Consider the following 26,727-nt stretch of genomic DNA (forward strand, 5'->3'; position numbering starts at 1 on the left):
TGCCCCGGCGCGGCCCGCTAAGGCCGCGCCCATGCTGACCGTTGCCGCACTGTATCATTTCGCCCGTCTTCCCGACCCCCAGGCCTGCCAGGGGCCGCTTCTGGACCTGTGCCGGGCGCAAGGCCTCTGCGGCACGCTGCTTCTGGCGCCCGAGGGTGTGAACGGCACCATCGCGGGGCCGCAGGGCGGGATCATGACGGTGCTGGACCACATCCGCGCCTGGCCGGGCTTTGCCGCGCTGGACTGGAAGGAAAGCACCGCCGAGACGCCGCCCTTTGCCCGGATGAAGGTCCGGCTGAAGCGCGAGATCGTGACCATGGGCCAGCCCGACGTGGACCCGACCGCCGCCGTCGGCCGCTATGTCGCCCCCGCCGACTGGAACGCGCTGATCGAGGCGCCTGATGTGGCCGTCATCGACACGCGCAACGATTACGAGGTGCAGATCGGCAGCTTTCAGGGCGCCGTCGATCCCGGCACCAAAAGCTTTCGCGACTTTCCGGCCTGGTGGCAGCAGAACGCCGAGCGATTCCAGGGAAAGCGCATCGCGATGTTCTGCACCGGCGGCATCCGCTGCGAGAAATCCACCAATTACCTGATCTCGCAGGGCGTGGAGGAGGTCTATCACCTTCAGGGCGGCATCCTGAAATACCTGGAGGAGGTTCCCGCCCAGGACAGCCGCTGGCAGGGCGAGTGCTTTGTCTTCGACCAGCGTGTCAGCCTAACCCATGGGCTGAGCCCAGGGCGGCACGGGTTGTGTCACGCCTGCCGCCGTCCCCTGGCGCCCGAGGATCGCGCCCGCCCCGAATTCGAGGAGGGCGTCTGCTGCCATCGCTGCGCGGAGGAATATTCCGCCGACGACCGCGCCCGTTTCCGCGAGCGCCAGCGCCAGTTCGACCGCGACGCCTGATCAGTTCTGCGCGCCCACGCCGCCCGCCGCGATGGCCGCCATGTTCAGGATGTCGCTGACGGTCGAGTTGGTCGAGCAGATCTGGATCGGCCTGGACACGCCCGTCAGGATCGGCCCGATGACCGTGGCCCCGGCCATCTCCTGCATCAGCTTGACCGAGATCGAGGCCGAATGCCGCGCCGGCACGACCAGCACATTGGCGGGCGCGGTCAGGCGGCTGAACGGGTAACGCGCGGCGGCCTCGGGGTTCAGGGCGACGTCGACGGTCATCTCGCCCTCGTATTCGAAATCGGCACCACGGCGGTCCAGCACCTTGGCCGCCTCGGCCATCTTGATGGCACGTTCGCTGACCGGATAGCCGAAGTTCGAAAAGGACAAAAAGGCCACGCGCGGATCGAGGCCCAAGCCCCGCGCCACGGCCGCGCCGCGGGTGGCGATGTCGGCCAGATCCTCGGCCTCGGGCCATTCATGGACCAGCGTGTCGCCGATCAGCACGATCCGCCCCCGGTGCAGGACGGCCGTGATGCCCACCGCCCCGTCCTGGGGCCGCACGTCGAAGACATGGCCGATCTGCGCCAGCACCGGCGCGTTCTTGCGCGTGGCCCCGGTCACCAGCCCGTCCCCATGGCCATGCGCCAGCATCAGCGCCGCAAAGATGTGGCGATCGCGGTTGGCCAGCTTGGTCGCGTCCTCCCGGTCGACACCCTTGCGCTGCAGGCGCTCGTAGAGGAACTGGTGATAGGCCTCCATGTGGCGGCTGTTGGCGGCGTTGATCACGCTGATCTCGCGGAACGCATCGCCCATGCCCAGGGCCTGAAGCTCGGCCTTGACCTCCGCCTCGCGGCCGACGACCAGCGCCTGGCCCATGCCGCCACGCTGCCAGGCGACGGCGGCGCGCAGCACGCGCGGGTCGTCCCCTTCGGCAAAGATCATCCGGGCCTGTTTCTGGCGCGCGCGGGCATGGATGCCCTGCAGGATCGCCGCCGTCGGGTCCATGCGGTTCTTCAGCGACTGGACATAGCCATCCATGTCGATGATCGGGCGCCGCGCGACGCCCGTGTCCATGCCTGCGCGGGCCACGGCGGGCGGCACGACATGGATCAGCCGCGGATCAAAGGGCGTCGGGATGATGTAGTCGCGGCCGAACTGCAGCTTGCGGCCATAGGCGATGGCGACCTCGTCGGGGACATCCTCGCGCGCCAGCCGGGCCAGGGCCTCGGCGCAGGCGATCTTCATCTCGTCGTTGATGGCGCGGGCATGGATGTCCAGCGCGCCGCGGAACAGGTAGGGAAAGCCCAGGACGTTGTTGACCTGGTTCGGGTAATCGCTGCGCCCCGTGGCCACGATGGCGTCGGGGCGGACGGCATGGGCATCCTCGGGCGTGATCTCGGGGTCCGGGTTCGCCATTGCAAAGATCACCGGGTTGTCGGCCATGCTGGCGACCATGTCCTGGGTCACGGCGCCCTTGGCGCTGACGCCCAGGAAGACGTCGGCGCCCTTCATGGCGTCTTCCAGGCTGCGGGCGTCGGTCACGACCGCATGGGCCGATTTCCACTGGTTCATGCCCTCGGTCCGGCCCTGGTAGATGACCCCCTTGGTGTCGCACATGATGCAGTTCTCGTGCCGCGCGCCCATCGACTTCAGCAGCTCAAGGCAGGCGATACCCGCAGCCCCTGCGCCGTTCAGGACGATCCTCACGTCCTCGATCCGCTTGCCCGACAGTTCCAGCGCGTTCAACAGGCCGGCAGCGCAGATCACCGCCGTGCCGTGCTGGTCGTCATGGAAGACCGGGATATCCATCAGCTCCTTCAGGCGCTGCTCGATGATAAAGCATTCGGGCGCCTTGATGTCCTCCAGGTTGATGCCCCCGAAGGTCGGGCCCATCAGCTTGACGGCGTTGATGAACTCATCCGCGTCCTCGGTGTCCAGCTCCAGGTCGATGGCGTTCACGTCGGCGAAGCGCTTGAAGAGGACCGCCTTGCCCTCCATCACCGGCTTGGAGGCCAGCGCGCCCAGATTGCCCATCCCCAGGATCGCGGTGCCGTTCGAGATGACGGCGACCATGTTGCCCTTGGTGGTATAGTCATAGGCCGTTTCCGGTCGGTCGGCGATGGCCTGCACCGGCACCGCGACGCCCGGCGAATAGGCCAGCGACAGGTCGCGCTGCGTGGTCATGGGGGTGGAGGCGACGATGTCGTATTTCCCCGGCCGCGGCTCCATGTGATAGGCCAGCGCCTCTTCGGGGGTGATGCGGGTGCGGCTGGTCTTGTCGGTCATGGGGTCCCCCGGAACTGGTCTGGGGACTGCTTAACGCGACGGCCCCGGTGCGGCAACGCGCATGGGGTCGGAGAGGCGCCAAAAACTCCCGGAAATGACCGGCCGCGCCGTCAGATCGTGACCTTGACAAAGCTGTCGCGCAGGGCGGCGGACCAGGCGGCGCTCATCCGGGCGAAATCGGGGTCGCCGTCCAGGATGCGCCGCCGGGTGGTCACGCGGCAGGCGTCGCGCTCGATCACCGCCAGGTCCAGCGGCATGCCGACGGACAGGTTCGACCGCAGGGTCGAATCCATCGACAGCAGCACGGCCTTCTGCGCATCGGCCAGGCTGGTCGCGGGCGTCACCACCCGGTCCAGGATCGGCTTGCCGTATTTATGCTCTCCGATCTGCAGGAAGGGCGTGTCCTCGGTCGCCTCGATGAAGTTGCCCTCGGGATAGATCAGGAACAGGCGCATGTCGCCGCCGCGTCGCTGGCCCCCGACGATCATGCTGGCCGAGGCCTGCTGTTTCAGGTCGCGGAACTGGTCGGCAATGTCGCGGCGGGTGCGGGACAGGGTGTCGCCGATGATCGTGGCCACGCGCAGCATGGTCGGCGCCTTGAGGATCGAGGTCGTCTCGTCCGCCAGGTCGTCCTCGATCGCCTCCTCCAGGCGGGCGATGGTGGTCTGGGTGATCGAAAGCGAGCCCGCGGTCATGATGGTGATGACGCGTTCGTCCCGGTTCCCGAAGAAGAACATCTTGCGGTAGCACGAGATGTTGTCCAGCCCGGCATTGGTGCGGGTATCGGACAAAAGCACAAGCCCGGCATTCAGTTTCAATCCGACGCAATAGGTCATTGCCAGGTCTTCCCGTTCCATGTCCGGCAGGCAGGCTAGGGCCTGCGCGCCGGGGCTGCAATCGGTTGTTTGGGGACCGGATCGGGCGCGGCGGCTACTGGGCCATCTCCTCGACCCGGACGCTGACATCCAGCTGCTCGGACCCGCTGCCCAGGGCCACGCCGCGGATGGGCGCGGCCTCGGCCGCATCCAGACCCGATCCCAGCCGCACATAACGCTCATCGGGGCAGCAGCGGTTGGCGGCGTCGAAACCGACCCAGCCCAGGCCCTCGACATGGATCTCGGCCCAGGCATGGGCGGCGTCATGGGCCTGCCCGTCCACCGTCGAATGCAGATAGCCCGAGACATAGCGCGCGGGCATCCCCCGCAGGCGCGCCAGCGCGGTCAGCGCGTGGCTGTGGTCTTGGCAGACGCCTTCGCCCAGAGCCAGCGCCTGCGCGGCGGTGGTGCCGGACTGCGTGACGCCCGGGCGAAAGGCGATGTGGTCGCTGATCAGCGCCGACAGCCGATGCGCAAGGTCTAGGCTGTCCGCAGCCCCGGTCACGGAACGGGCCAGTTCGCGCAGGGCAGGGTCGGGCATGGTCGGAGCAGTGTCGCGCAGATAGGTCAGCGGGTGGATCGCCTCGCGGTGGCCGCGCAGGACGCCGGCCATGTCCCGGGTGTCGATCCGGCCCTCGACCCGGACCGTCACCTGGTCCACCGGGCCGCGCACGGTCCAGCCCTCGATCCAGTCGCCCGCCCCGTCGCGGAAGCCGGGCCCCCGGATGCCCCCCGACACGTCGATCTGCCAGTCATGGGTCTTCTGCCCCTCGAAGACCGAGGGCGTCAGGCGCAGGCTCTGCACCAGGTTCCGGATCGGGCGGTCATAGCGATAGACGGTCTCGTGGCTGATCCGCAGCTTCATGGCTCATGCCCCCCCAAGCAGGTAATCCTGGTGCACCAGGTTCGACACGGTGCCCAGCTCGTTGATGAACCAGCTGAGGAACTCATGCAGGCCCTCGTCGAAGATCATGTCGATCTGGCGCGCCTGCAGGCCGGTCAGCACCTCGCGCGCCTTGTCGCGGGCGCTGGTCGGCACCCCGTCGCCATAGCGGCGCACCAGCCCGTCCAGGTGCCAGACCGCCTCATAGAGGGAGGTGATCAGCGACCGCGGGCTTTCGCCGTTCAGGATCAGGAAATCCGCCACCTGGCCCGCCGTGATGTCGCCGCCATAGGCCCAATGATAGGCCCGGTGCGCCGACAGCGCCCGCAGGATCACCTGCCACTGATAGGTGTCCAGTCCCGAACCCACGAACTCGATCCGCGGCAGCAGGACGAAGTATTTCACGTCCAGAAGGCGCGCCGTCGCGTCCGCCCGTTCCAGCCCATAGCCCAGGTTCATGAAATGCCAGCCGTCGTTGCGCAGTTGCGTCGCGTTGATCGCGCCGCGCACGGTCGAGGTGTGGCCGGTGGTGAAATCCGTCAGCGAGGCCGTGTCCAGTTTCGCACGCGGCATGCGCTCGATGCGCCGCAGCTCCTGGTAGGAGACGTTCAGCGCGTCCCAGACCTGGCTGGTCAGCGCCGTGCGCACGATCCGCCCCGCCTCGCGCGCCTTTTCCAGGCAGCTGGCGACCGAGGAGGGGTTGTCGCGGTCGAAGAAGATGAATTCCTCGATCTTCTCCTGCGTGATCTCGCCATATTTCTGCGCGAACAGCGACGCGGTGCCCGACGCCTGCAGCAGCGAATTCCACTCGTTCTGGTAGCCGGCCTCGGTGTTGGGCAACAGCGTGATGCGCTGGCCCACGTCCAGGAGGCGCGCGGCGGTTTCGGCGCGTTCCAGGTGGCGGCCCATCCAGAACAGGTTCGAGGCGGTGCGGCTGAGCATGGTGTTCCCCCCTCTCATTCCGACAGGACCCAGGTGTCCTTGACACCCCCGCCCTGCGACGAGTTCACGACCAGCGACCCCTCGCGCAGCGCCACGCGCGTCAGGCCCCCCGGCACCAGCTCGATCCGGTCGCCGCAGAGGCAATAAGGGCGCAGGTCCACGTGGCGCGGCGCGATGCCTTCCTCCACGAAGGTCGGACAGGTCGACAGCGCCAGCGTGGGCTGGGCGATGTAGTTCGAAGGGTTGGCCTGGATCTTGGCGCGAAAGGCCTCGATCTCCTCCCTGGTCGACTTGGGACCGACCAGCATGCCATAGCCGCCCGATCCGTGGACCTCCTTGACGACCAACTCGCCCAGGTGCTCCATGACATAGCGGTAATCGTCGTCCTTCCACAGCGTCCAGGTCTGGACGTTGTTCAGGATCGGCTCCTCGCCCAGATAGAACCGGATCATCTCGGGGACGAAGGTGTAGATGGCCTTGTCGTCGGCCACGCCGGCGCCCGGTGCCGAACAGATCGAAACGCCCCCCGACCGATAGACATCCATCAGCCCCGGAATGCCCAGCATCGAATCCGGGCGAAAGCACAGCGGGTCCAGGAAGGGATCGTCGATCCGGCGATAGATCACGTCGACGCGCTTGGGCCCCGTCGTCGTGCGCATGTAGACGAATTCGCCGTCCACGAACAGGTCCTGCCCCTCGACCAGCTCGACCCCCATCAGGTTGGCCAGAAAGCTGTGCTCGTAATAGGCGCTGTTGTAATGGCCCGGCGTCAGGATCACGCAGGTCGGCCGGTCGCTGCATTTCGCGGGCGCCACCGATTCCAGCGTGCGGCGCAGCAGGTCGGGATACTGGTCCACCGGCTCGATCCGGTTCTGGCGGAACAGCTGCGGGAACATGCGCATCATGATCTCGCGGTTTTCCAGCATGTAGCTGACCCCCGACGGCGTGCGGCAGTTGTCCTCCAGCACGTAGAATTCGTCCTTGGCGGTGCGGACCAGGTCGATGCCGATGATGTGGGAATAGACGCCGCGCGGGGGCACGAAACCCACCACCGCCTTTTCATAGGCGTCGTTCTGATAGACCAGGCGCGCCGGGATGCGCCCGGCCCGGATGATCTCGCCCCGGCCATAGACGTCCCGCAGGAAGGCGTTCAGCGCGCGGGCGCGCTGCTTGATGCCGCGCTCCAGGCGGCGCCATTCGGCCTGTTCAAAGACGCGGGGCATCATGTCGAAGGGGATCAGGCGGTCAGGATCGCCCCCTTCGCCATAGACGGCGAAGGTGATGCCGATGCGGCGGAACAGCGCCTCGGCCTCGGCCTGCTTCATCTGGCGGAAGTCGTCGGGCATGGTCTCGACCCATTCGCGAAGCCGCGCATAGGGCTCACGGACGCGATCGCCCTCGAACATCTCGTTATAGCAACTCATCATCCCCCCTCTGCTTGGCGCATTCTTATCCGGGTCGTCCCGCCCGATGATCCGGGAGCGGTTGCGCGAAGTCCACTGCAGAACCGCCGCCCTTGCCCGATAGTTTCGCAATCGCCGGGGCAGGCGCGCCCTGATCTGCCCCGAAAGCAGGCCGGGTGCCGCATTCGCAGGCAGCCCCCGCGGCGTCAGCGGTGCGGGCATCGCTCAAATGCGCGGCTTTTCCGGCCCTGCACGCGCGGCTTGCGCTTACGGGATCGTAACGAATTCGGGCTAGTCAAGGCAAGGAAGCGCAAGGAAGGTTTGATCATGCAGTTCATCGTCGAGGATGCCGAGACCCATCTCAACATCAAGGTGACCGAGCCCCGGATCGATGCCGCGATTGCGACCCTGTTCAAGGACAAGCTGCGCGAGATCGTGGTCAAGAACCGCAAGCCCGTCCATCTGGACATGGCCTCGGTCGATTTCATGGACAGTTCGGGCCTGGGCGCCATGATCGCCGTCCGCAAGAGCCTGCCCGAGAACCTGGCCCTGGTGCTGTGCGCCCTGACCCCGAACGTGGAGCGCGTCTTCCGGCTGACGCGCATGGACAGCGTCTTCGACATCCGTCCCACCCCTGCTCAGAAGGAGCCCCTGTGAATGACCCCGACCAGTCGATCCGACCCCGGCCTGGGCAACCGCCCTTCGGCCCAGACCCAGCCCATGTTCCACAGGATCCTGAACGCCCATCCGATCACCGTGCGCGACACGCTGCAGGATGTGCGCCATCGCTTTCGCGACGAGGTCAGCGAGGATACCCTGGGGCGGCTTGAGCTGGTTCTGGCCGAGGTGATGAACAATGTCGCCGAACATGCGCCGATCTGCGACGATCCGCAGCTGATGGGCGCCGGGCGCCTGCCGGTGATCCACCTGTCGATCGTGCGCCACAAGTCCGGCCTGGCCTGCGCGCTGACCGATGACGGGGTGTCGCTGCCCGAGGAATGCCTGCTGCCCCGCAGCCTGCCCCCGCTGCTGCCAGACGACCTGCCCGAGGGCGGCTTCGGCTGGTTCCTGATCCAGGACCTGACTCAGGCGCTGTGCTATTACCGCGAGGGCAGCCGCAACTACCTGGCCTTCTGCATCCCCTTTGCCCAGTCCTGACGCGCCTCAGTTGACAGGCGCCACCAGGTCATAGCGCCCGTCCTGAAAGGCGCCGAACATGTCACCCACTTCGGGGTGATCCAGCGGCTCTCCGGAGCAGTCGGGCTCGAGGTTCTGCTCGGAGACATAGGCCACGTAATAGGTGGCCTCGGTCTCGGCATAGAGATGGTAGAAGGGCTGGTCCTTGTCGGGACGGCAATCCTCTGGGATCGACTCGTACCATTCCTCGGTATTGGCGAATTCGGGGTCGACGTCGAAGATGACGCCCCGGAAGGGACGGCTCCGATGCCGCACCACCTGTCCCAGGCTGTACTTGGCGTGGCGGCTTTGGGCCTGCATCCGGATGATGTCCTCTTGCTTCGGAAATGCGAAAAATCAGCGCGCCTTTTAGGGGGCGCAGGCGATTCTGTCCACCGCTCCCCAACCGCCGCCGTTCCGGGTCAGCCGCGTGCGGCCTCCAGCGGCACGCGCCCCTCATCCGTGAGCAGGTGCACGGCGCCCGGCTCGATCACCACCGCCGTCAAGGGGCGCCCATAGGCCGCGCCCCCGTCCAGGTTCAGCCGGTTGGAATAAAGCCTCGGCGCCTCCAGCGCGGTATGTCCATGCACGACCAGCGGCCCGAAATCGGCGCCACTTTCCAGGAACGGGCCGCGGATCCAGACCAGGTCATCCTCGACCTGTCGCTGCAGATCGACGCCGGGGCGGATCCCCGCATGCACGACCAGCGCCAGGGGATGCAGGTGCCACAGCGGCAGGGCGGCCAGGAAATCGGCATGACTGGCAGGGACGGCCCGTTGCGCCTCGGCCAGCAGGGCAGGGCGCGGCTGGTCGGAGTCGATGCCATAGGAGCGCAGCGTCGCCGCCGCCCCCAGGCCGGGATGGTCCACCCAGTGCTGCCCCGAGGAGAGGCCGGGGTCGATCCAGTCGGCATCGCGCAGAAAGGCCGGCAGGAAGCGATCGTGATTGCCGCGCGTGACGATCCAGGGGCGGCCGGCGCGCTGTCCCCGCATCAGGTGGTCCACCACCCCGCGCGAATCCGGCCCCCGGTCGATCAGGTCGCCCACATGCGCGATCGGCGCGTCGGGCCCGCCATCGCGAAAGATCCGCTCATGCGCGGCCTTCAGCAGGTCCAGATGTCCGTGGATGTCGCCGATCGCGTAAAGTCGCATCCTGTCGTCCTTGCCGTGGCGCGGGCTGGGTCAGGCGGGGCCGCGCGCCCTTGGGTAAGGGCGCGCGACTGCAAGGTCAAACCTCGAATTGCAGCCGGCGGGCCTGCAGGAACTTGCCCGTGGACTCCAGGGCGGCCAGGGCCTCGTCGCCGATCGCCTCGTCCAGGTACAGGATCGCGATCGCCTCGGCCCCGCTGGCCGAGCGGCCCAGAGTAAAGTTCGCGATGTTCACGCCCAGGTCGCCAAGCGTCATCCCCAGGGCGCCGATCACGCCCGGCACGTCCTTGTTGCGGGTATAGAGCATGTGCTGGCCCACTTCGGCGTCCACGTTGATCCCGCGGATCTGGATGAAGCGCGGCTTGCCGTCGCTGAAGACCGTGCCCGCGATCGACCGCTCGCGCGTGCCGGTCACGCAGGTCAGCTTGATATAGCCCTCGAAGACGCCCGCCTTGTCCTGCCGGGTCGTCGACACCTGGACCCCTCGCTCCTTGGCCATGACCGGGGCCGAGACCATGTTCACGTCCGGGTTCGTGGCCTTCATCACGCCCGCGATGACGGCGGCGTTCAGCGCGTTCAGGTTCATTTCCGACACGACGCCGTCATACAGCACGTTGATCGCCTTGATCGGCTCATCCGTCATCTGGCCCACGAAGGCCCCCAGATGCGCGGCCAGCTTGATCCAGGGACCCATGACCGCGGCCTCCTCGGCGGTGACCGAGGGCATGTTCAGCGCGTTCTGCACCGCGCCGGTCAGCAGATAGTCCGACATCTGCTCGGCCACCTGCAGGGCGACGTTCTCCTGCGCCTCGGTCGTGGAGGCGCCCAGGTGCGGCGTCACCACGACGTTCGGCAGGTTGAACAGCGGGCTGTCCGTGGCCGGTTCGACCGCGAAGACGTCGAAGGCTGCGCCTGCCACGCGGCCGTCCTTCAGCGCCTCGGCCAGCGCCTCCTCGTCCACCAGGCCGCCGCGGGCGCAGTTGATGATCCGCACGCCCTTCTTCAGCTTGGCGATGGCGTCCCGCGACAGGATGTTCTTGGTCTTTTCCGTCAGCGGCACGTGGAAGGTGATGAAATCAGCCCGGCCCAGCAGGTCGTCCAGCTCGACCTTGACGACGCCCAGCTCCTTGGCGCGCTCCTCTGACAGGAAGGGGTCAAAGGCCAGCACCTTCATGTGCAGCCCCAGGGCGCGGTCGATCACGATCGAGCCGATATTGCCCGCCCCGATCACGCCCAGGGTCTTGTTGAACAGCTCGACCCCCATGAAGCGGTTCTTCTCCCACTTGCCCGCATGGGTCGAGACGCTGGCCTCGGGCAGCTGGCGTGCGACCGCGAACATCATCGCGATGGCATGTTCTGCCGTGGTCACGCTGTTGCCGAAGGGCGTGTTCATCACGATGACGCCCTTCTTGCTGGCGGCCGGGATGTCCACGTTGTCCACCCCGATGCCGGCGCGGCCGATCACCTTCAGGTTCGCGGCCTGCTCCAGCAGCTTCTCGGTCACCTTGGTCGCGGACCGGATCGCCAGGCCGTCATACTGCCCGATGACCTCGGCCAGCTTTTCCTTGTCCTTGCCCAGATCGGGCAGGTAATCCACCTCGACGCCGCGATCGCGAAAGATCTGGACGGCAGTTTCCGACAGCTTGTCGGACACGAGAACCTTCGGCATGTCATTCATCCTTGTCTGGGAACGTCCGGGCCTGGCCACGCTGACGTCCTGCTTCTTCGTTAAAAATATCCGGGCTGTCCGGGGGCTGGCCCCCGGCGTGGTCGCTTACTGCGCGGCCAGTTCGGCGCGATAGGCCCATTCGATCCACGGCATCAGCGCCGCGACATCGCTGGTTTCGACCGTCGATCCGCACCAGAGGCGCAGGCCTGCGGGCGCGTCGCGATAGGCACCGGCGTCCAGCGCCACGCCTTCCTTCTCCAGCCGCTTGGCCACGGCCTTGGCGAAACCCGCGCCGTCCCTGATCGCCGGATCGGTGAATTTCAGGCAGACGCTGGTGGTCGATGCCGTCGCCGGATCCTCGGCCAGATCGGCGATCCAGTCCTTGTCGGCGATGAAATCGCGCACGGCCGCCGCATTGGCATCCGCCCGCGCGATCAGCGCGGACAACCCGCCCAAGCCTTGGGCCCATTTCAGCGCGACCAGGTAATCCTCGACCGCCAGCATCGAGGGCGTGTTGATCGTCTCGCCCTTGAAGATGCCCTCGATCAGCTTGCCGCCCTTGGTCATGCGGAAGATCTTGGGCAGCGGCCAGGCGGGGGTATAAGTCTCCAGCCGCTCAACCGCGCGCGGGGACAGGATCAGCATGCCATGCGCGCCCTCTCCGCCCAGCACCTTCTGCCAGCTGAAGGTGACCACATCCAGCTTGTCCCAGGTCAGGTCCATGGCAAAGGCCGCGCTGGTCGCGTCGCAGATGGTCAGGCCGTCGCGACCCTTGGGGATCGCATCGCCGTTCGGGACGCGCACGCCGCTGGTGGTGCCGTTCCAGGTAAAGACGACATCGCGGTCAAAGTCGACCTCGGCCAGATCAACGATCTTGCCGTAATCGGCCTTGCGGACGGTGGCGTCCAGCTTCAGCTGCTTGACCGCGTCGGTGACCCAGCCTTCGCCAAAGCTTTCCCAGGCCAGCATTTCGACCGGGCGCTGGCCCAGCAGCGACCACATCGCCATCTCGACCGCGCCGGTATCGGAACCGGGGACGATGCCGATGCGGTAATCGGCCGGCACGCCCAGAACCTCGCGGGTCAGGTCGATGGCCTCGGCCAGCTTGGACTTGCCGATGGCGGCGCGATGCGACCGGCCCAGGGGCGCGTCCGACAGCATGTCCAGATTGTAATGGGGGATCTTGGCGCAGGGGCCAGAAGAAAAACGCGGATTTGCCGGCCGCGCGGCCGGGATCGGATGATCGTTCATGTGGCTAGCCTTCCAGCTAAAAGCCCCTCGTTGGGGAGGGGTGTCCCACGGACCGGGGTAAAGCCCCGCCGTCTCTGGCGCAAGAAAAATCTTTGGCTTACACCGCACCTGTCGACCAAAGGATGACCGTCCCATGTTCACCGTCTCGCTGATCGCCTCGCCCGCCGCCGCCAACCTGGATGGTGACCTGCCGGGCGGGCTAGCCAGCCGCTGGCAGGGCAGCGCCCCGCGGGTCCTGGCGCCGGGGATCGCCGCCGAATTCGACATCGGCCCTGTCCCCGCCGATGCGGACCAGGTCTGGTCGGACCTGCAGCGGATCGGCATCGACCTGGCCATTCAGCCGACCGAGGGGCGGCGCAAGCGTATCCTGATCGCGGACATGGATTCGACCATGATCGACCAGGAATGCATCGACGAACTGGCCGATTTCGCCGGCGTCGGCGCCCGCGTGGCCCAGATCACCGCCCGCGCCATGAACGGCGAGCTGAACTTTCACGAGGCGCTGATCGAACGCGTGAGCCTGTTGGCGGGCCTCTCCGAGGAGGTGATCGGCACCGTGCTGCGCGACCGCATCACGGTGGCCGCGGGCGGGGCAACCCTAGTGGCCACGATGCGCGCGCATGATGCCCATACCGCGCTGGTTTCGGGCGGCTTCACGGCCTTTACCGCGGCGGTGGCGGATCGGCTGGGCTTTCACGAACACCGCGCCAACACGCTGCTGGCGGAGGATGGCGTGCTGACTGGCCATGTCGCCCTGCCGGTGCTGGGCCGCGAGGCCAAGGTCGAGGCGCTGCAGCAGATCGCCGCGCATCTGGGCACCACCGCGCAGAACGCCATCGCCGTGGGCGACGGTGCCAATGACCTAGGCATGATCCAGCTGGCGGGGGCGGGCGTCGCGCTGCATGCCAAGCCGGTCGTGGCCGCGCAGGCCCAGATCCGCATCAACCACGGCGACCTGACGGCGCTGCTGTACCTGCAGGGCTACGGCGCGGACGATTTCGTGACGCCCTGACCCGGGCGGCCCCCTCTCACCGACATGTTGCAGGGCGCCATGCCCGTCCCTGCGGAGCGATGCCATGATCGACCTCGGCCCTGACCTGTTCCTGCTGCTGATCGGGGCCGCCTTTGCGGCGGGCTTTGTCGATTCGATCGCGGGGGGCGGCGGGCTGATCACGCTGCCGGTGCTGATGCTGGCGGGGCTATCCCCGGCGCAGGCGCTGGCCACGAACAAGGTGCAGGGCGTCTTTGGCGCGGGAACCGCCGCGCTCAATTATGCGGCGCGCGGTCTGGTCGATCTGCGCAGCCAGTGGGGCTCGGCGCTGCTGGCCGGGGCGGCGGGCGCCGCGGGGGCGGTGCTGGTCAGCGCGATCCCGATGGACGGCCTGCGCCTAGTGCTGCCGGTGATCCTGATCGGCATCGCGCTGTTTTTCGCCTTCAAGCCCGGCCTGAACGACCTGGACCGGACGCGGCGGCTGACGCCCGCGGTCTTTGCCATGACGGTCGTGCCCTTTATCGGCTTTTATGACGGGCTGATCGGGCCGGGCGCGGGGGCCTTCTACATGATCGGCTTTGTCACGCTGGCGGGATACGGCGTGCTGAAGGCGACGGCGCATACCAAGCTGCTGAACTTCGCCTCGAACCTGGGCGGGCTGGGGGCCTTTGCGCTGGTCGGGCAGCCGATGTGGCTGCTGGGCATCGCCATGGGCGCGGCCCAGATTGCCGGCGCGATGCTGGGGGCCCGGCTGGCATCACGGGTGGGCGCGCGGCTGATCAAGCCGCTTCTGGTGACGACCTCGACCGTGCTGGCGCTGCGGCTGATCTGGCAGATGATCTGACCCTGCTGCCGGCGCCCGCTCTGCCAAGGGGCACCGGCCTGGGACATGCGGGCAAATGGGGACCGGCCCACGGCGGCAATGAAAGAATGGTTGCGCGTCGTTTTCGTGACGCTGGGGCGGCCAACCGCAGGTTCAGGCAGGAAACCCCGATGCGCAGCGCAATTCGCCGGTCTTCAGGCCGCGCCAGTTCAGGATCGGGCCGTTCAGGTAGCGCTGCGCAACCGGGTCCGCGGCATCCAGCACGCCCAGGTGGATCAGCAGCGCGGTGATCGCGGCCTCGCTGGCGCGGGTGGCGCCGTCGCTGATCTTCAGCGCGACGCCCAGGCCCTGCTGGGGGAGGATCGCGACAAAGACCGCCTCGGCCCCGGTCTTGACCGCCACGCCGCCGCCCATGGCGCGCATCAGCGCCGTGCAGGACCGACCTTCGCCCGCCACCATCTCAGGGTAGGCGCGCATCGCGTCCACCAGCCGCCGCATCGCCTCGCCGCGCCGGTCCGCGCCAGGATTGGCAAAGCGCGCCATCGCCCGCGCCAGACCCTCCAGCGAACTGGCCCAGTTCGGGGCCGAGCAGCCGTCGATGCCGTAGCCGGGGCTGGTCTCTTCGGTGACCTCCTCGAAGGCGGCCTTGACGGCCTGCTGCACCGGATGGGCCGGTTCGACATATTCCGGCCCGCCCTGCAGGTGCCGGTTCAGCGTCAGGAACCCCGCATGCTTGCCCGAGCAGTTGTTGTGCAGCTGGCAGGGCGCCGTGTCCGAACACAGCAGCCGCCGGTATTCGGCCGGGTCGCCGGGCATGTGGCTGCCGCAGCGCAGGTCGCCTTCGGCCATGTCCAGCCCGGTCAGCCATTCGTCCACCGCGCGCACATGCATGGCCGATCCGGAATGGCTGGCACAGGCCAGGGCCAGCTGCCGGTCGGTCAGCCCCGCCGCATCCGCCGCGCCGCTTTCGATCAGCGGCAGGGCCTGTATCATCTTGCACGAGGACCGGGGAAACACGATCTGCGAGGGCTTTCCCCAGGCCTCGACCACGCCATGGGCGTCGCAGATGATCGCATGGCCGCGATGCAGGCTTTCGCGCATGTCGCCGCGCCGCAGTTCGATCATCTCGGCAGACCGCATCGTGATTTTCTCCCTGACAATTGCGCGATTTCGCTTGCGTGCCCTTTCTCGGGCGGCGATTTTCGCTATTCTGGCGGCAGATGGTTGAAAAGACCACAGCAATCGCGGAACAACGCCGCACAAGTGGCGAAACGAATGGCAGGAGGCCAGAGCATGATTACCACCACGCTGCGCGGCATCGGCGCAGGCCTTGTCCTGATTGCCGGACTGGGTACGGCGGTCGCGCAAGAATCGAACAACGTCGTGGCGACCGAGGGCGACTGGACCGTGTTCGCGGCGGACAACCCGCGCGAATGTTGGGCCGTCTCGCCCCCGAAATCGACGATCAACACCCGCAACGGCCAGCCCACCGAGGTGGCGCGCGGCGACATCCGGCTCTATGTGGCCTATCGTCCGGGCCAGAACGGCGAAGTCTCCTTTACCGGCGGCTATCCCTTCGCCCCGGATTCGACGGTCGAGGTCGATGTGGGCGGGCGCAAGTTCAACCTGTTCACCGAAGGTGAAAGCGCCTGGACCGGCAGCGCCTCGGACGACGATTCCCTGATCGGCGCCCTGCGCGGCGGGTCCTCGGCCGTTGTGACCGGGCGCTCGGCCCGCGGAACCACCACAAAGGACACGTTCAGCCTGTCGGGCATCACCGCCGCGACGAACACGGCACGCGCACGCTGCCAGTAAGGCCAAGCGGATGGGGGGCTGTGCCCCCCGTCACCTGCCCCGTCACCTCGGGGTGACCCTTTCAGAACATCCACCCCATTCCAGAACATCCGGCCAGGGGCCGTTCGGGCAAGGCCGGTTGATTTCCGGCCTCGCCTGGCCTATCTGCAGGTCTTCACGCAGAATCCCGGTAGGCTCATGACCGTCCTTCTTCCGCAGGCCGCAGGCGCGGCCCCGATCACGCAAGACGTGCTGACCATCCCGCGCAAGCTGCCGGAAGGTGGGCTCGTGAACATCGTGGGCCTGACGCGCGACCAGCTGCGCGAGGCGCTGATCGTCGCCGGCACGCCAGAAAAGCAGGCCAAGATGCGCGTGGGCCAGGTCTGGCAGTGGGTCTATCACTGGGGCGTGCGCGATTTCGCCCAGATGACCAACCTGGCCAAGGACTATCGCGCCCTTCTGGCCGACCGGTTCGAGATCTCCCTGCCCGAGATCGTGACCCGCCAAGTCAGCGCCGACGGCACCCGCAAATACCTGCTGAAGATCGCCGGCGGCCACGAGGTCGAGGCCGTCTATATCCCCGAAGAAGGCCGTGGCACGCTTTGCGTCAGCAGCCAGGTGGGCTGCACGCTGACCTGTTCCTTCTGCCATACCGGCACGCAGAAGCTGGTGCGCAACCTGACCGCCGGCGAGATCGTGGGCCAGCTGCTGGTCGCGCGCGACGACCTGGGCGAATGGCCCGTGCAGGGCGCGCCCAAGGACGAGACGCGCCTGGTCAGCAACCTGGTGCTGATGGGCATGGGCGAGCCGCTCTACAACTTCGAGAACGTGCGCGACGCGATGAAGGTGGTGATGGACAACGAGGGCCTGTCCCTGTCCCGCCGCCGCATCACCTTGTCGACCAGCGGCGTCGTGCCGGAGATTGCCCGCACGGCGCGGGAAATCGGCTGCCTGCTGGCCGTCAGCTTCCACGCCACCACCGACGAGGTGCGCGACCGTCTGGTGCCCATCAACAAGCGCTGGAACATCGAGACGCTGCTGGCCACGCTGCGCGAATACCCGCGCCTGACCAACAGCGAGCGGATCACCTTTGAATATGTGATGCTGGCCGGCGTCAACGACAGCGACGAGGATGCCCACCGCCTGGTGCGGCTGATCGAGGGCATTCCGGCCAAGATCAACCTGATCCCGTTCAATGAATGGCCCGGCGCGCCCTACAAGCGGTCCAGCAACAACCGCATCCATGCCTTTGCCGACATCATCCACAACGCCGGCTATGCCAGCCCGATCCGCACGCCGCGCGGCGAGGATATCATGGCTGCCTGCGGCCAGCTGAAATCGGCCACCGAACGGGGCCGCAAGTCGCGCGCCCAGATCGAGGCCGAGGCCGGCTGATCAGGGCAGCACCGCCCCCAGCCGTTCCAGCAGCGCCTTCAGCGCGAGGCGCTCTTCGGCCGTCAGGCCGGCCAGCAGCCGCGTCTCATTCGCGGCATGGGGCGCGATGGCGTGGTCGATCAGCGCCAGCCCCTCTTCCGTCAGTTCGACCAGCGTGCCGCGCCTGTCCTGCGGATTGGGCAGGCGCCGGATCAGGTCGCGCCGCTCCAGCCGGTCCAGGCGGGCGGTCATGCCGCCCGAACTGAGCATCGTCGCCTCGTAAAGCGCGGTGGGCGTCAGGCGAAAGGGCGCACCGGCCCGGCGCAGGGTCGCCAGCACGTCGAATTCTCCGGCCTGCAACCCGAACTCGTCAAAGACCGCCTGCAGCTGGCGCGACAGCAGGGCCGACAGCTCGTTCAGACGGCCGATGATCTCCATCGCCTCGACATCCAGGTCGGGACGCTCGCGGCGCCAGGATTGCGCGGCCCGCGCGGCGCGATCGGCAGAACTCATTTATCTTTCCATAAAGATTGTTTATGGTAAGATAATAGCAGATCGATCGGGGCAGGACAATGAACGACAATCACGGATCGCTGATGATGCTGGGCTGCCTGGTGACCGCCGGGGCGGCGCTGGCGGTGACGATCCTGATCTCGCGCATCGCCTCGGACAGCGGGGCGCCGATGATCTGGTTCCTGGGGACGGTGCTGGCCGGCGGCGGCGCCGTGCAATTGCTGCTGGCGGCGATGATGGGCCAACTGCGGGGCGCGGCACGGATGCTGCCCTATGCAGCGGGGGCGGGGGTGCTGCTGGCGGGGCCGATGGCCTTGGGGTATTTGGCCGTGGCGCATGTCGGGGCCGGCTACATCGCGCTGACCTTTGCCTTTCCGATCCTGCTGACCTGGGGGCTGGCCCGCCTGCTGGGACTGGAGCGTGCCGATCCCCGCCGCACGCTGGCCGTGGTCCTGGGATTGGCGGGCGGGCTGATCCTGGCGCTGGCCAAGCTGACCGAACTGCCGGCGCAGGCGACTGCCTGGCTGATCGCCGCGACCGCGATGCCGGTGGTGATCGCCCTGGGCAACATCTATCGCAGCCGCTATTGGCCCGCCGGGGCGCGCCCCCTGACCCTGTCGGCGCTGACGCTGCTGATGGCGGGACTGGCCTGCGTGCCGCTGGCCTTGGTCCTGGAGGCGGGGGCGGGGCCGCTCTGGCACCAGCCGGGGCTGCGGTCGCTGGTCGGCCTGGATATCGCGATCTTCGTGATCCAGTACCTGGCCTTCTTCCAGCTGCAAAGGCTGGGCGGGCCGGTGACGCTGTCGCTGCTGGGGCCGGTGGCGGCCGTGACCGGCGCGGCCGGCGCGCTGTGGCTGTTCGCCGAGCCGCTGCCGCAGGCGTTCCTTTTGGCGGGGCTGCTGGTCGGGGCGGGCGTCCTGCTGATGCTGATGCGCCGCCCCCAGCCGGTCGGCTCCGCCTAGAAGTCCGGCTTCGGCCAGCTGTCGATGATCTGCACCGCGTCTTCGGCGGTTTCGACATAGCGGATCAATTGCAGGTCGCTTTGGCTGATCGTGCCCGCATCCGCCAGGGCCTGCCAGTTGATGATGCCGTCCCAGAAGGCCGCGCCGAACAGCAGGATGGGGATGCGTGCCATGCGCCCCGTCTGGATCAGCGTCAGCGTTTCGAACAGTTCGTCCAGGGTGCCGAAGCCGCCGGGAAAGACGGTGACGGCGCGGGCGCGCATCAGGAAATGCATCTTGCGGACCGCGAAATAGTGGAAGTTGAAGCACAGGTCCGGCGTCACATAGGCATTGGGCGCCTGTTCGAACGGCAGCACGATCCCCAGGCCGATGGACACGCCGCCCGCTTCGGCCGCACCCTTGTTGCCGGCCTCCATGACGCCGGGACCGCCGCCGGTACAGATCACGAATTCCCTACCCTTGGCCGCCAGGCTGCGTTCGGTCATCCGGTGGGCGAAAAGGCGGGCCTGCTCGTAATATTCCGACAGCTCGGCCAGGGCGGTGGTGCGCGCCGTCCGGATCCCGTCGGGCGACGGGATCCGGGCGCCGCCGAACATCACCACGGTCGATTCGATGCCGTATTCGTCCATGATCATCTGCGGCTTCAGCAGTTCCAGCTGCAGCCGGACGGACCGCAGCTCTTCGCGCAGCAGGAACTCGCGGTCGGTGAAGGCCAGGCGATAGGAGGGGGCACGGGTCTGGGGCGTGTCGGGAACATGGCCGGCGCGGGCGACGTCCTCATCGCTGTGGGGCAGGGTGTGGACGCGGTCCTCTTCGGGCAGGTCGTCGTTCATCAAAGCCTCATAAGCGCCCTTGCGCGGATTGCGCGGGCTTTCCCCGACGCATATAGCCCGGAACGGAGATTTTCCACCCACCCGCCTGCCCGAGGAGAGGCCGCCATGACCCAAGCCCTGGAAACCGCCATCGAAGCCGCATGGGAAGGCCGCGCCGACATCACCAGCGCCACCCGGGGCGAGACCCGCGATGCGGTCGAGGACACCCTGCGCCAGCTGGACAACGGCACCCTGCGCGTGGCCGAAAAGCGCGGCGCGGACTGGCATGTGAACCAGTGGGCGAAAAAGGCTGTGCTGCTGTCCTTCCGCCTGAACGACATGGAAGAGATGTCGGGCGGTCCGCAGGGGTCGAACTGGTGGGACAAGGTGCCGTCGAAATTCCACGGCTGGGGCGACAACCAGTGGCGCGAGGCGGGGTTCCGCGCCGTGCCGGGCGCCATCGTCCGCCGCAGCGCCTTCATCGGCAAGGGTGCGGTGCTGATGCCCTCCTTCGTGAACCTGGGCGCCCATGTGGGCGAGGGCACGATGGTCGACACCTGGGCGACCGTGGGCTCCTGCGCGCAGATCGGCCGCAACGTCCACCTGTCGGGCGGCGTCGGCATCGGCGGCGTGCTGGAGCCGCTGCAGGCCGGTCCCACGATCATCGAGGACGACTGCTTCATCGGCGCACGCTCCGAGGTGGTCGAGGGCTGCATCGTCCGCGAGGGCTCGGTCCTGGGCATGGGCGTCTATATCGGCCAGTCGACCAAGATCGTCGACCGCGAGACGGGCGAGGTGACCTATGGCGAGGTTCCGGCGGGTTCGGTCGTCGTCTCGGGCACGTTGCCGTCGAAGAACGGCGTGAACCTGTACTGTGCGGTGATCGTCAAGCGGGTCGACGCGCGGACGCGGTCCAAGACTTCGATCAACGAGCTGCTGCGCGACTGATGACCACGCTCTACATCGATGCGGACGCCTGCCCGGTCAAGGCCGAGGCCGAGCGGGTCGCCGTCCGCATGGGTGTGCCGATGGTGCTGGTCTGCAACGGCGGGCTGCGGATGCCCACGCATCCGCTGGTCCGGCTGCAGATCGTGGCCGCGGGCCCGGACGAGGCTGACAAGTGGATCGCCGACAGCTGCGGGCCGGGTGACGTCGTGGTGACGGGCGACCTGCCGCTGGCCGATCGCTGCATCAAGGCCGGGGCCATGGTGCTGACCCATGCCGGCGAGGTGCTGGATGCCAGGAACATCGGGCCGCGCCTGGCGACCCGCGACCTGATGGCCGACCTGCGGGCGGCTGACCCGTTCCGGCAGGGCGGCGGCGCGGCGTTCGGCAAGGCCGACCGGGCGCGGTTCCTGCAGGCGCTGGACCGGCTGCTGATGGCGGCCAGGCGCACGGGCTGAGGCGAAACCCTGGCGCGCGGCCCGCGTTGGGCGGCGCAGATGCAGGAGCAGGCCATGCCCGACGACCAGATCATCACCAACCTGATCGGCCGCGTGCGCGGGGCGGCGGATGACGACAGGGTCAGCGTCCAGCGTGTCGTTCAGGCCCTGGGCGAGGATTCGCTGCCGCCAAACCTGATGATCCCGGCACTGGCGGTGGTGTCGCCCCTGTCGGGGGTGCCGCTGTTCTCCAGCATCTGCGGGATGCTGATCGCGCTGATCTCGGCGCAGATGCTGATCGGGCGCCACCACGTCTGGCTGCCGGGCTTCCTGATGCGGCGGAAGGTGCCCGGGTCTAGGATGCGGACGGCGCTGGACTGGATGGAACGGCCCGCTCGGTTTCTGGACCGGGTCACGGACAAGCGGCTGACGCCGCTGGTGCGCCGCCCGATGCGCTGGATCGTGCAGGCGGTCTGCCTGTGCTGCGGGCTGGCGATGCCGGTCCTGGAACTGGTGCCCTTCACCTCGTCGCTGATGGGGATCGTGGTGAGCCTGCTGGCCTTCGGCCTGCTGGCGCGGGACGGGATCTTTGTCCTGCTGGGCTTCCTGGCGATCGGCGGGATCGCGGGCCTGGTCCTGTTCCTGCTGCCCTGAGCCCCGTTCTAGGGGGCGGCCGGAGCATCAAGCCACGGCCGCCCGCTGCCCCCCTGCCTGCCGGCAAACCGGCATGGCGCCCCTAGTCGACCGGCTTGATCCGGGCCGCCGTCCCGTCGGCAAAGGCCGCCAGCCGCTCGCGCGCGGCCTCCTGGGTGTTGACCATCCCGGCCACGACCGCTTCGGCATAGGCGGCGTCCAGCGCGCTCATGTTCTGCATGTGGCTGATGGCCGAGCAGATGGCGAAGTTCGACAACGGCGGGTTCTGTGCGGCCGCGCGCGCGATCTGCAGGGCGCGGGCCTCGGCATCCTCCTCCAGATACTGGCACAGGCCGACATCCACCGCCTCCTGTCCGCGATAGAGCCGCCCCGACAGCATCATGTCGATCATCCGCGCCTTGCCGATCAGGTCCGCCACGCGGATGGTCGCGCCGCCGCCGGTGAACAGGCCGCGCTGGCCCTCGGGCAGGCCGAAATAGGTGTCCGGCCCCGCCACCCGGATATGCGCCGCCGAGGCCAGCTCCAGCCCGCCGCCCACGACCGCGCCCTTGAGGACCGCGATCACCGGGACGCCGCCGTATTCCATCTTGTTGAACGCCTCGTGCCAGCGCAGGCAGACCTGCATGAACTCCGCGGCCGAGCGGTTCTGGCGGTGATGTTCCACCAGGTCCAGACCGGCGCTGAAATGCGGCCCGTTCGCCCGCAGGATCGCCACCCGGACCCCGGCCCGGGGCAGGGTGGTGAAGATGTCCACCAGTTCCTCGATCGTGGCCAGATCCAGCGCGTTGCGCTTGTCCGGGCGGTTCAGCGTCACGCTGGCGATGCCGTCGTCGTCGACCTCCAGCAGGATGTTCGACAGCTTCAGGTCCCCGATGTCGCGCATGACGGTCTCCTCCCCTTTTGCACATGACGCAATCGGGATAGCCCGCGCATCGGCCCGGGTCGAGGGTCAGAAGGTTGAGGGTCAGAAGGTCGGCGGCGTGCAGGCGCTGACGGCCTCGACCGGTTCGGGGCCGACGACGCGAAAGCGGTGCGGCAGTTCGCTGGGAAAGGCAAAGGAATCGCCGGGTCCCAGGATCTTGCGCTCGCCGTCGACGGTGATCTCCAGCCGGCCGGACAGGATCACGCCGGCCTCCTCGCCCTTGTGGGACAGGGGAACCTTGCCGGTGTCGGCGCCGGGCTGCCAGGTTTCGCGCAGGACCTGCAGCATGCGCCCGGTGCCGGGCACGCCCACCTGCCGCAGCGCGATGCGGCCGCGGCCCAGGTCGGGCATCTCCTCGGCGGTGAAGAAGAACTTGCGCGGGGCCTGCGGCTCGAAGGCGAAGAACTCGGCCAGGCCGACCGGCAACCCGTCCAGGATGCGCTTCAGCGCCCCGACCGAGGGATTCATGGCATTCGATTCGATCAGCGAGATGGTGGAATTGGGCACCCCCACCCGCCGCGCCAGCGCCCGCTGCGACAGCTTGCGCGCCAGCCGCAGCGCCCGCAGCCTGCCCCCGATGTCGATCTCCATGAGGTCCCCGCTGTTGTGCATGTTCATCATAGACAAACACCCGGTCCCGGGCCACGCTGTTTCAGGGGCTTGGCCGCAGCGAAAAACAGAATTGTCAGGCCCGCGACCAGACGCCACCCTGACGCGCGACAGGACCGGCCCTTGCCGTCCGCCGCAAAGGAGAGACCGCGATGAAGGACCTGACCCAGAACAACGAGACGCTGGCCACCCGCCGCCGCGCCGCCATGGCCCGTGGCGTGGGCGTGATGACCGACCATTTCGCCGCCCATGCCGAGAATGCGACCGTCACCGATGTCGAGGGCAACCGCCTGATCGATTTTGCCGCCGGCATCGCGGTGGTGAACACCGGCCACCGCCATCCCCGCGTGATCGAGGCCGTGCGCGCCCAGCTGGACGCCTTTACCCATACCTGCCACCAAGTCCTGCCCTATGAGAATTACGTCCGCCTGGCCGAGCGCCTGAACGACAAGGTGCCGGGCGATTTCGCCAAGAAGACGATCTTTGTCACGACCGGCGCCGAGGCCTGCGAGAACGCCGTCAAGATCGCCCGCGCCGCCACCGGCCGCAACGCGGTGATCGCCTTTACCGGCGCCTTTCACGGCCGGACCTTCATGGGCATGACGCTGACCGGCAAGGTCGTGCCCTACAAGAAGGGCTTCGGCGCGATGATGCCCGATGTCTTTCACGCGCCCTTCCCCTGCCCGCTGCACGGGGTGACGACCGACGACAGCTTTGCCGCGCTGGACAAGCTGTTCAAGGCCGACCTGGACCCGGCGCGCGTCGCGGCCATCGTCTTTGAACCCGTGCAGGGCGAGGGCGGATTTTACCCCGCGCCGACCGATTTCGTGGCCCGCATCCGCGCGCTTTGCGACGCGCATGGCATCGTGATGATCGCCGATGAGGTGCAGACCGGCTTTGCCCGCACTGGTCGGCTGTTCGCGATGGAGCATCACGGCATCGCCGCCGACCTGACCACGATGGCCAAGGGCCTGGGCGGCGGCTTTCCGATCGCCGCCGTGACCGGCCGGGCCGAAATCATGGACGCGGCCGAACCCGGCGGCCTGGGCGGCACCTATGGCGGCAACCCCCTGGGGATCGCGGCGGGCCTGGCCGTGATGGACGTGATCGAAAACGAGGACCTCTGCGCCCGCGCCGAAACCCTGGGTGCCAAACTGCGCGATCGCCTGACGGCCCTGCAGCCGCGCGTGCCCGAGATGGCGGATATCCGCGGCCCCGGATTCATGGTCGCGGCCGAGTTCATCGGCACCGACGGCACGCCCGACGCCGCGATGACCAACCGCATCCGGCAGGAGGCGCTGGCCCGCGGCCTGCTGCTGCTGACCTGCGGCGTGCATGGCAACGTGATCCGCTTCCTGGCGCCGATCACCATCCCGGACGACCAGTTCGCGCAGGCGCTGGACATCCTGGACGACGCGATCCTGGCGGCGCGGGCCTAGGCCCCGATCAGCAGGATCAGCGCGGGGATGGTCAGGATGCTGGCCGCGGTCGAGATCAGGATCGCGGTCGACACCCGCTGCTGGGCCACGCCGAAATGCTGGGCCAGGATATAGACATTGCCCGCCACGGGCAAGCCCGCCGCCACCACCATGACGCCCGCCGCGGTCGGATCGACGCCAAAGCCCCAGGCCGCCAGCCCCACGGCGGCGGGATGCAGGACCAGCTTGGCCCCCGACAGCCAGGCCGAAGGCGCCAGCCGCGCCAGCCGGCGCCCCGCCAGGCTGGCGCCGATGGCGAACAGCGCCCCGGGCGTGGCGGCCGCCCCCAGGATCGTCAGGAACTCGTCCAAGGGTTCCGGCAGGGGCAGGGCCAGCCCGCCCCAGACCAGGCCCGCGACCATGGCCAGGATCATCGGGTTCGACGCCACCCCGCGCAGCACCGGCACCACGGCGGCAGGCCGCAACCCGCCCTGGCGCGCGGCGTGGATGATCAGCGTGATCAGCGTGGAAAAGACCAGCATGTCGATGGTCAGCACCATCAGCACAGGTCCGATGGCCGCGGGCCCCAGCAGCACGACCAGCATCGGCACGCCCAGAAAGCCGGTATTGCCGATCATGCAGCATTGCGCCTCCATCGCGGCCTCGGCGATGCCGAGGCCGCGCGCGCGGGCGACGGTGATGCCGATCGCCCAGACCGCACCCGATCCCAGCAGATAGGCCAGCACAAAGCGCAGGTCGAACAGCGCAGCCATGTCCAGCCCCGCCGCAAAGCGGAACAGCATCGCCGACAGCGCGAAATAAAAGACGAATCGCGTCAGCCAGGCCGCGCCCTCGGCCGGAAAGAACCGGATGGCGGCGGCGGCCCAGCCCAGCCCGATCAGGGCAAAGAAGGGCAGGGTCTTCAGCAGGATCTCAGTCATCGGCCCCCCAAAGGGGCCCGTCAGCCCGATCCGATCAGCACCCCAACGGCCAGCACCAGACCACCGCCCACCACGACTTGCAAGGTGGCCCGCCAGAAGGGGGTCTGCATCCAGCGGTTCTGGATCCAGGCGATGGCCCACAGCTCGACAAAGACGACCAGGATGGCCAGGGTGGTCGCGGTCCAGAAATCGGGGATCAGATAGGGCAGGGCATGACCCATGCCCCCCACCGCCGTCATCACACCCGAGGCCAGCCCCCGCTTGAGCGGCGAGCCGCGTCCCGACACCACCCCGTCATCCGAGGCGGCCTCGGTAAAGCCCATGCTGATGCCCGCGCCGATGCTGGCCGCCAAGCCGACCAGGAAGGTCGTCCAGGGGTCCTGCGTGGCAAATGCCACCGCGAAGATCGGCGCCAGCGTGGACACGCTGCCGTCCATCAGCCCGGCCAGCCCCGGCTGCACCCAGGTCAGCACGAACTCGCGATGGGCGACCGCGTCCTCGTCGGCGCGGGCGGCGGGGTCCAGATGCTCGGTCGCCAGCTCATGGGCCCGGTTCTCGTGGCCGCGCTCGGCCGCGGCCAGGTCGCCCAGCAGCTTGCGGGTGCCGGCATCCTGGCTGTACTGCGCGGCGCGGGCATAGAATTCGGCCGCGTCCCGCTCCATCCCGGCGGCCTCGCCCCGGATCGTCTCCAGCGACAGGTTCTCCATCATCCAGGCGGGGCGGCGGGTCAGGTAGCCGGCGACATGTTCGCGCCGGATGACCGGGATCGCCTCTCCGAACCGGGCCCGAAAGGCCTCCAGCAGCAGGCGGCGGTGGCCATCCTCCTCCAGGCTCATGGCGTCAAAGACCGCGGCCGTTGCCGGATAGTCCCCGCGCAGCGTCTCGGCCCAGTTGCGATAGATGCGGGCGTCGTCCTCCTCCGAGGCGATAGCCAGCGCCAGGATCTCGCGTTCGGACAGTTCCGACAGGCGCTTTCGTGCAGGCAGAAAGGGCAGGGTCAT

The 26,727-nt window shown here is 68.0% G+C and carries 28 protein-coding genes; 12 read left to right on the plus strand and 16 right to left on the minus strand.

What is annotated here, in order from left to right; translation table 11 throughout:
* The first annotated feature begins 31 nt into the window (after window positions 1-31).
* On the plus strand, window positions 32-907 hold the full coding sequence (gene trhO / locus ACZ2G3_RS01020; RefSeq protein WP_470397141.1) for an oxygen-dependent tRNA uridine(34) hydroxylase TrhO: 876 nt from the start codon (window positions 32-34) through the stop codon (window positions 905-907).
* Here trhO and ACZ2G3_RS01025 read toward each other — a convergent pair whose 3' ends face one another.
* The 5 genes from ACZ2G3_RS01025 to ACZ2G3_RS01045 form a co-directional block, all read right to left on the minus strand.
* On the minus strand, window positions 908-3,184 hold the full coding sequence (locus tag ACZ2G3_RS01025; RefSeq protein WP_470397142.1) for an NADP-dependent malic enzyme: 2,277 nt from the start codon (window positions 3,182-3,184) through the stop codon (window positions 908-910). It abuts the gene before it with no gap.
* A 110-nt stretch (window positions 3,185-3,294) separates the two neighbouring features.
* Entirely contained in the window at window positions 3,295-4,020 is a 726-nt protein-coding gene (locus ACZ2G3_RS01030; protein WP_470399003.1) for an Ntn hydrolase family protein, read from the minus strand.
* Window positions 4,021-4,114: 94 nt separating this feature from the next.
* Entirely contained in the window at window positions 4,115-4,924 is an 810-nt protein-coding gene (locus ACZ2G3_RS01035; protein ID WP_470397143.1) for a transglutaminase family protein, read from the minus strand.
* 3 nt (window positions 4,925-4,927) lie between these two features.
* Complete coding sequence (locus ACZ2G3_RS01040; RefSeq protein WP_419268756.1) at window positions 4,928-5,884, minus strand: alpha-E domain-containing protein; 957 nt, start codon at window positions 5,882-5,884, stop codon at window positions 4,928-4,930.
* Between the two features lie 14 nt (window positions 5,885-5,898).
* A complete protein-coding gene (locus ACZ2G3_RS01045) occupies window positions 5,899-7,311 on the minus strand; it encodes a circularly permuted type 2 ATP-grasp protein (protein WP_470397144.1) in 1,413 nt (470 codons plus the stop codon).
* Between the two features lie 303 nt (window positions 7,312-7,614).
* On the opposite strand from ACZ2G3_RS01045, the gene ACZ2G3_RS01050 reads away from it, so the two are divergent.
* Together ACZ2G3_RS01050 and ACZ2G3_RS01055 are read left to right on the plus strand one after the other, a co-directional pair.
* A complete protein-coding gene (locus tag ACZ2G3_RS01050; protein WP_419268758.1) occupies window positions 7,615-7,944 on the plus strand; it encodes an STAS domain-containing protein in 330 nt (109 codons plus the stop codon).
* Window positions 7,945-8,445 (plus strand): ATP-binding protein, encoded by a 501-nt coding sequence (locus tag ACZ2G3_RS01055; protein WP_419268760.1) that lies wholly within the window; start codon window positions 7,945-7,947, stop codon window positions 8,443-8,445.
* A gap of 6 nt (window positions 8,446-8,451) precedes the next feature.
* Here ACZ2G3_RS01055 and hspQ read toward each other — a convergent pair whose 3' ends face one another.
* The 4 genes from hspQ to ACZ2G3_RS01075 form a co-directional block, all read right to left on the minus strand.
* Window positions 8,452-8,784 carry a heat shock protein HspQ gene (gene hspQ, locus ACZ2G3_RS01060; RefSeq protein ID WP_419268761.1) on the minus strand — a complete coding sequence of 111 codons (333 nt, stop codon included), beginning with the start codon at window positions 8,782-8,784 and terminating at the stop codon, window positions 8,452-8,454.
* Between the two features lie 101 nt (window positions 8,785-8,885).
* A complete protein-coding gene (locus ACZ2G3_RS01065; protein WP_470397145.1) occupies window positions 8,886-9,614 on the minus strand; it encodes a metallophosphoesterase in 729 nt (242 codons plus the stop codon).
* 76 nt (window positions 9,615-9,690) lie between these two features.
* Window positions 9,691-11,280, minus strand: a complete 1,590-nt coding sequence (gene serA, locus ACZ2G3_RS01070) for a phosphoglycerate dehydrogenase (protein ID WP_419268763.1) — start codon at window positions 11,278-11,280, stop codon at window positions 9,691-9,693.
* Between the two features lie 105 nt (window positions 11,281-11,385).
* On the minus strand, window positions 11,386-12,531 hold the full coding sequence (locus tag ACZ2G3_RS01075) for a phosphoserine transaminase (protein ID WP_470397146.1): 1,146 nt from the start codon (window positions 12,529-12,531) through the stop codon (window positions 11,386-11,388).
* A 133-nt stretch (window positions 12,532-12,664) separates the two neighbouring features.
* On the opposite strand from ACZ2G3_RS01075, the gene serB reads away from it, so the two are divergent.
* Complete coding sequence (gene serB / locus ACZ2G3_RS01080) at window positions 12,665-13,543, plus strand: phosphoserine phosphatase SerB (protein WP_470397147.1); 879 nt, start codon at window positions 12,665-12,667, stop codon at window positions 13,541-13,543.
* Between the two features lie 64 nt (window positions 13,544-13,607).
* Window positions 13,608-14,366, plus strand: a complete 759-nt coding sequence (locus tag ACZ2G3_RS01085) for a TSUP family transporter (RefSeq protein WP_470397148.1) — start codon at window positions 13,608-13,610, stop codon at window positions 14,364-14,366.
* Between the two features lie 132 nt (window positions 14,367-14,498).
* Here ACZ2G3_RS01085 and ACZ2G3_RS01090 read toward each other — a convergent pair whose 3' ends face one another.
* Window positions 14,499-15,485, minus strand: a complete 987-nt coding sequence (locus ACZ2G3_RS01090; RefSeq protein ID WP_470397149.1) for an asparaginase — start codon at window positions 15,483-15,485, stop codon at window positions 14,499-14,501.
* A gap of 153 nt (window positions 15,486-15,638) precedes the next feature.
* Here ACZ2G3_RS01090 and ACZ2G3_RS01095 point away from each other — a divergent pair, with 153 nt between their 5' ends.
* Entirely contained in the window at window positions 15,639-16,160 is a 522-nt protein-coding gene (locus tag ACZ2G3_RS01095; RefSeq protein ID WP_419268768.1) for an invasion associated locus B family protein, read from the plus strand.
* A 177-nt stretch (window positions 16,161-16,337) separates the two neighbouring features.
* Complete coding sequence (rlmN, locus tag ACZ2G3_RS01100) at window positions 16,338-17,534, plus strand: dual-specificity RNA methyltransferase RlmN (RefSeq protein WP_470397150.1); 1,197 nt, start codon at window positions 16,338-16,340, stop codon at window positions 17,532-17,534.
* On the opposite strand, the gene ACZ2G3_RS01105 is transcribed toward rlmN, so the two are convergent.
* On the minus strand, window positions 17,535-18,026 hold the full coding sequence (locus ACZ2G3_RS01105; RefSeq protein WP_470397151.1) for a MarR family winged helix-turn-helix transcriptional regulator: 492 nt from the start codon (window positions 18,024-18,026) through the stop codon (window positions 17,535-17,537).
* A 59-nt stretch (window positions 18,027-18,085) separates the two neighbouring features.
* Between ACZ2G3_RS01105 and ACZ2G3_RS01110 the strand changes: the two genes are divergently transcribed.
* Window positions 18,086-18,988, plus strand: coding sequence for a hypothetical protein (locus tag ACZ2G3_RS01110; protein WP_470397152.1), 903 nt, complete (start codon window positions 18,086-18,088; stop codon window positions 18,986-18,988).
* Here the strand turns inward: ACZ2G3_RS01110 and ACZ2G3_RS01115 are convergent.
* Complete coding sequence (locus tag ACZ2G3_RS01115; RefSeq protein ID WP_470397153.1) at window positions 18,985-19,821, minus strand: LOG family protein; 837 nt, start codon at window positions 19,819-19,821, stop codon at window positions 18,985-18,987. The genes ACZ2G3_RS01110 and ACZ2G3_RS01115 overlap by 4 nt on opposite strands.
* A 105-nt stretch (window positions 19,822-19,926) precedes the next feature.
* On the opposite strand from ACZ2G3_RS01115, the gene dapD reads away from it, so the two are divergent.
* Genes dapD through ACZ2G3_RS01130 form a run of 3 tightly spaced genes read left to right on the plus strand, consistent with a single transcriptional unit; the run spans window position 19,927 to window position 21,836 of the window.
* On the plus strand, window positions 19,927-20,748 hold the full coding sequence (gene dapD, locus ACZ2G3_RS01120) for a 2,3,4,5-tetrahydropyridine-2,6-dicarboxylate N-succinyltransferase (RefSeq protein WP_470397154.1): 822 nt from the start codon (window positions 19,927-19,929) through the stop codon (window positions 20,746-20,748).
* Window positions 20,748-21,203, plus strand: a complete 456-nt coding sequence (locus ACZ2G3_RS01125; RefSeq protein WP_470397155.1) for a YaiI/YqxD family protein — start codon at window positions 20,748-20,750, stop codon at window positions 21,201-21,203. The genes dapD and ACZ2G3_RS01125 overlap by 1 nt, the downstream gene beginning before the upstream one ends.
* Before the next feature lie 54 nt (window positions 21,204-21,257).
* Window positions 21,258-21,836: an exopolysaccharide biosynthesis protein gene (locus ACZ2G3_RS01130; protein ID WP_470397156.1), complete on the plus strand. Its 579-nt coding sequence runs from the start codon at window positions 21,258-21,260 to the stop codon at window positions 21,834-21,836.
* An 82-nt stretch (window positions 21,837-21,918) separates the two neighbouring features.
* On the opposite strand, the gene ACZ2G3_RS01135 is transcribed toward ACZ2G3_RS01130, so the two are convergent.
* Both ACZ2G3_RS01135 and ACZ2G3_RS01140 read right to left on the minus strand, forming a co-directional pair.
* Window positions 21,919-22,719: a crotonase/enoyl-CoA hydratase family protein gene (locus tag ACZ2G3_RS01135; RefSeq protein WP_470397157.1), complete on the minus strand. Its 801-nt coding sequence runs from the start codon at window positions 22,717-22,719 to the stop codon at window positions 21,919-21,921.
* A gap of 81 nt (window positions 22,720-22,800) precedes the next feature.
* Complete coding sequence (locus ACZ2G3_RS01140) at window positions 22,801-23,349, minus strand: cupin domain-containing protein (RefSeq protein WP_111301644.1); 549 nt, start codon at window positions 23,347-23,349, stop codon at window positions 22,801-22,803.
* A gap of 170 nt (window positions 23,350-23,519) precedes the next feature.
* Between ACZ2G3_RS01140 and ACZ2G3_RS01145 the strand changes: the two genes are divergently transcribed.
* Window positions 23,520-24,806: a 4-aminobutyrate--2-oxoglutarate transaminase gene (locus ACZ2G3_RS01145; protein WP_470397158.1), complete on the plus strand. Its 1,287-nt coding sequence runs from the start codon at window positions 23,520-23,522 to the stop codon at window positions 24,804-24,806.
* Here the strand turns inward: ACZ2G3_RS01145 and ACZ2G3_RS01150 are convergent.
* Together ACZ2G3_RS01150 and mbfA are read right to left on the minus strand one after the other, a co-directional pair.
* Window positions 24,803-25,726 (minus strand): AEC family transporter, encoded by a 924-nt coding sequence (locus ACZ2G3_RS01150; protein WP_470397159.1) that lies wholly within the window; start codon window positions 25,724-25,726, stop codon window positions 24,803-24,805. The genes ACZ2G3_RS01145 and ACZ2G3_RS01150 overlap by 4 nt on opposite strands.
* Before the next feature lie 20 nt (window positions 25,727-25,746).
* A complete protein-coding gene (gene mbfA / locus ACZ2G3_RS01155; protein ID WP_419268780.1) occupies window positions 25,747-26,727 on the minus strand; it encodes an iron exporter MbfA in 981 nt (326 codons plus the stop codon).

The organism is Paracoccus sp. KKT209 (assembly GCF_055635455.1).

Bases quoted from the DNA above. Each gene is read 5' to 3' on its own strand.
- ACZ2G3_RS01130 (WP_470397156.1), top strand. From the start codon at position 21,258: ATGCCCGACGACCAGATCATCACCAACCTGATCGGCCGCGTGCGCGGG.
- ACZ2G3_RS01040 (WP_419268756.1), bottom strand. From the start codon at position 5,884: ATGCTCAGCCGCACCGCCTCGAACCTGTTCTGGATGGGCCGCCACCTG.
- serA (WP_419268763.1), bottom strand. From the start codon at position 11,280: ATGCCGAAGGTTCTCGTGTCCGACAAGCTGTCGGAAACTGCCGTCCAG.
- mbfA (WP_419268780.1), bottom strand. From the start codon at position 26,727: ATGACCCTGCCCTTTCTGCCTGCACGAAAGCGCCTGTCGGAACTGTCC.
- ACZ2G3_RS01145 (WP_470397158.1), top strand. From the start codon at position 23,520: ATGAAGGACCTGACCCAGAACAACGAGACGCTGGCCACCCGCCGCCGC.
- ACZ2G3_RS01025 (WP_470397142.1), bottom strand. From the start codon at position 3,184: ATGACCGACAAGACCAGCCGCACCCGCATCACCCCCGAAGAGGCGCTG.
- ACZ2G3_RS01115 (WP_470397153.1), bottom strand. From the start codon at position 19,821: ATGAACGACGACCTGCCCGAAGAGGACCGCGTCCACACCCTGCCCCAC.
- ACZ2G3_RS01055 (WP_419268760.1), top strand. From the start codon at position 7,945: ATGACCCCGACCAGTCGATCCGACCCCGGCCTGGGCAACCGCCCTTCG.
- trhO (WP_470397141.1), top strand. From the start codon at position 32: ATGCTGACCGTTGCCGCACTGTATCATTTCGCCCGTCTTCCCGACCCC.
- ACZ2G3_RS01085 (WP_470397148.1), top strand. From the start codon at position 13,608: ATGATCGACCTCGGCCCTGACCTGTTCCTGCTGCTGATCGGGGCCGCC.
- ACZ2G3_RS01105 (WP_470397151.1), bottom strand. From the start codon at position 18,026: ATGAGTTCTGCCGATCGCGCCGCGCGGGCCGCGCAATCCTGGCGCCGC.
- ACZ2G3_RS01050 (WP_419268758.1), top strand. From the start codon at position 7,615: ATGCAGTTCATCGTCGAGGATGCCGAGACCCATCTCAACATCAAGGTG.
- hspQ (WP_419268761.1), bottom strand. From the start codon at position 8,784: ATGCAGGCCCAAAGCCGCCACGCCAAGTACAGCCTGGGACAGGTGGTG.
- ACZ2G3_RS01045 (WP_470397144.1), bottom strand. From the start codon at position 7,311: ATGATGAGTTGCTATAACGAGATGTTCGAGGGCGATCGCGTCCGTGAG.
- rlmN (WP_470397150.1), top strand. From the start codon at position 16,338: ATGACCGTCCTTCTTCCGCAGGCCGCAGGCGCGGCCCCGATCACGCAA.
- ACZ2G3_RS01065 (WP_470397145.1), bottom strand. From the start codon at position 9,614: ATGCGACTTTACGCGATCGGCGACATCCACGGACATCTGGACCTGCTG.
- ACZ2G3_RS01135 (WP_470397157.1), bottom strand. From the start codon at position 22,719: ATGCGCGACATCGGGGACCTGAAGCTGTCGAACATCCTGCTGGAGGTC.
- ACZ2G3_RS01035 (WP_470397143.1), bottom strand. From the start codon at position 4,924: ATGAAGCTGCGGATCAGCCACGAGACCGTCTATCGCTATGACCGCCCG.
- ACZ2G3_RS01110 (WP_470397152.1), top strand. From the start codon at position 18,086: ATGAACGACAATCACGGATCGCTGATGATGCTGGGCTGCCTGGTGACC.
- ACZ2G3_RS01095 (WP_419268768.1), top strand. From the start codon at position 15,639: ATGATTACCACCACGCTGCGCGGCATCGGCGCAGGCCTTGTCCTGATT.
- ACZ2G3_RS01150 (WP_470397159.1), bottom strand. From the start codon at position 25,726: ATGACTGAGATCCTGCTGAAGACCCTGCCCTTCTTTGCCCTGATCGGG.
- dapD (WP_470397154.1), top strand. From the start codon at position 19,927: ATGACCCAAGCCCTGGAAACCGCCATCGAAGCCGCATGGGAAGGCCGC.
- ACZ2G3_RS01075 (WP_470397146.1), bottom strand. From the start codon at position 12,531: ATGAACGATCATCCGATCCCGGCCGCGCGGCCGGCAAATCCGCGTTTT.
- ACZ2G3_RS01090 (WP_470397149.1), bottom strand. From the start codon at position 15,485: ATGCGGTCTGCCGAGATGATCGAACTGCGGCGCGGCGACATGCGCGAA.
- ACZ2G3_RS01140 (WP_111301644.1), bottom strand. From the start codon at position 23,349: ATGGAGATCGACATCGGGGGCAGGCTGCGGGCGCTGCGGCTGGCGCGC.
- serB (WP_470397147.1), top strand. From the start codon at position 12,665: ATGTTCACCGTCTCGCTGATCGCCTCGCCCGCCGCCGCCAACCTGGAT.
- ACZ2G3_RS01125 (WP_470397155.1), top strand. From the start codon at position 20,748: ATGACCACGCTCTACATCGATGCGGACGCCTGCCCGGTCAAGGCCGAG.
- ACZ2G3_RS01030 (WP_470399003.1), bottom strand. From the start codon at position 4,020: ATGACCTATTGCGTCGGATTGAAACTGAATGCCGGGCTTGTGCTTTTG.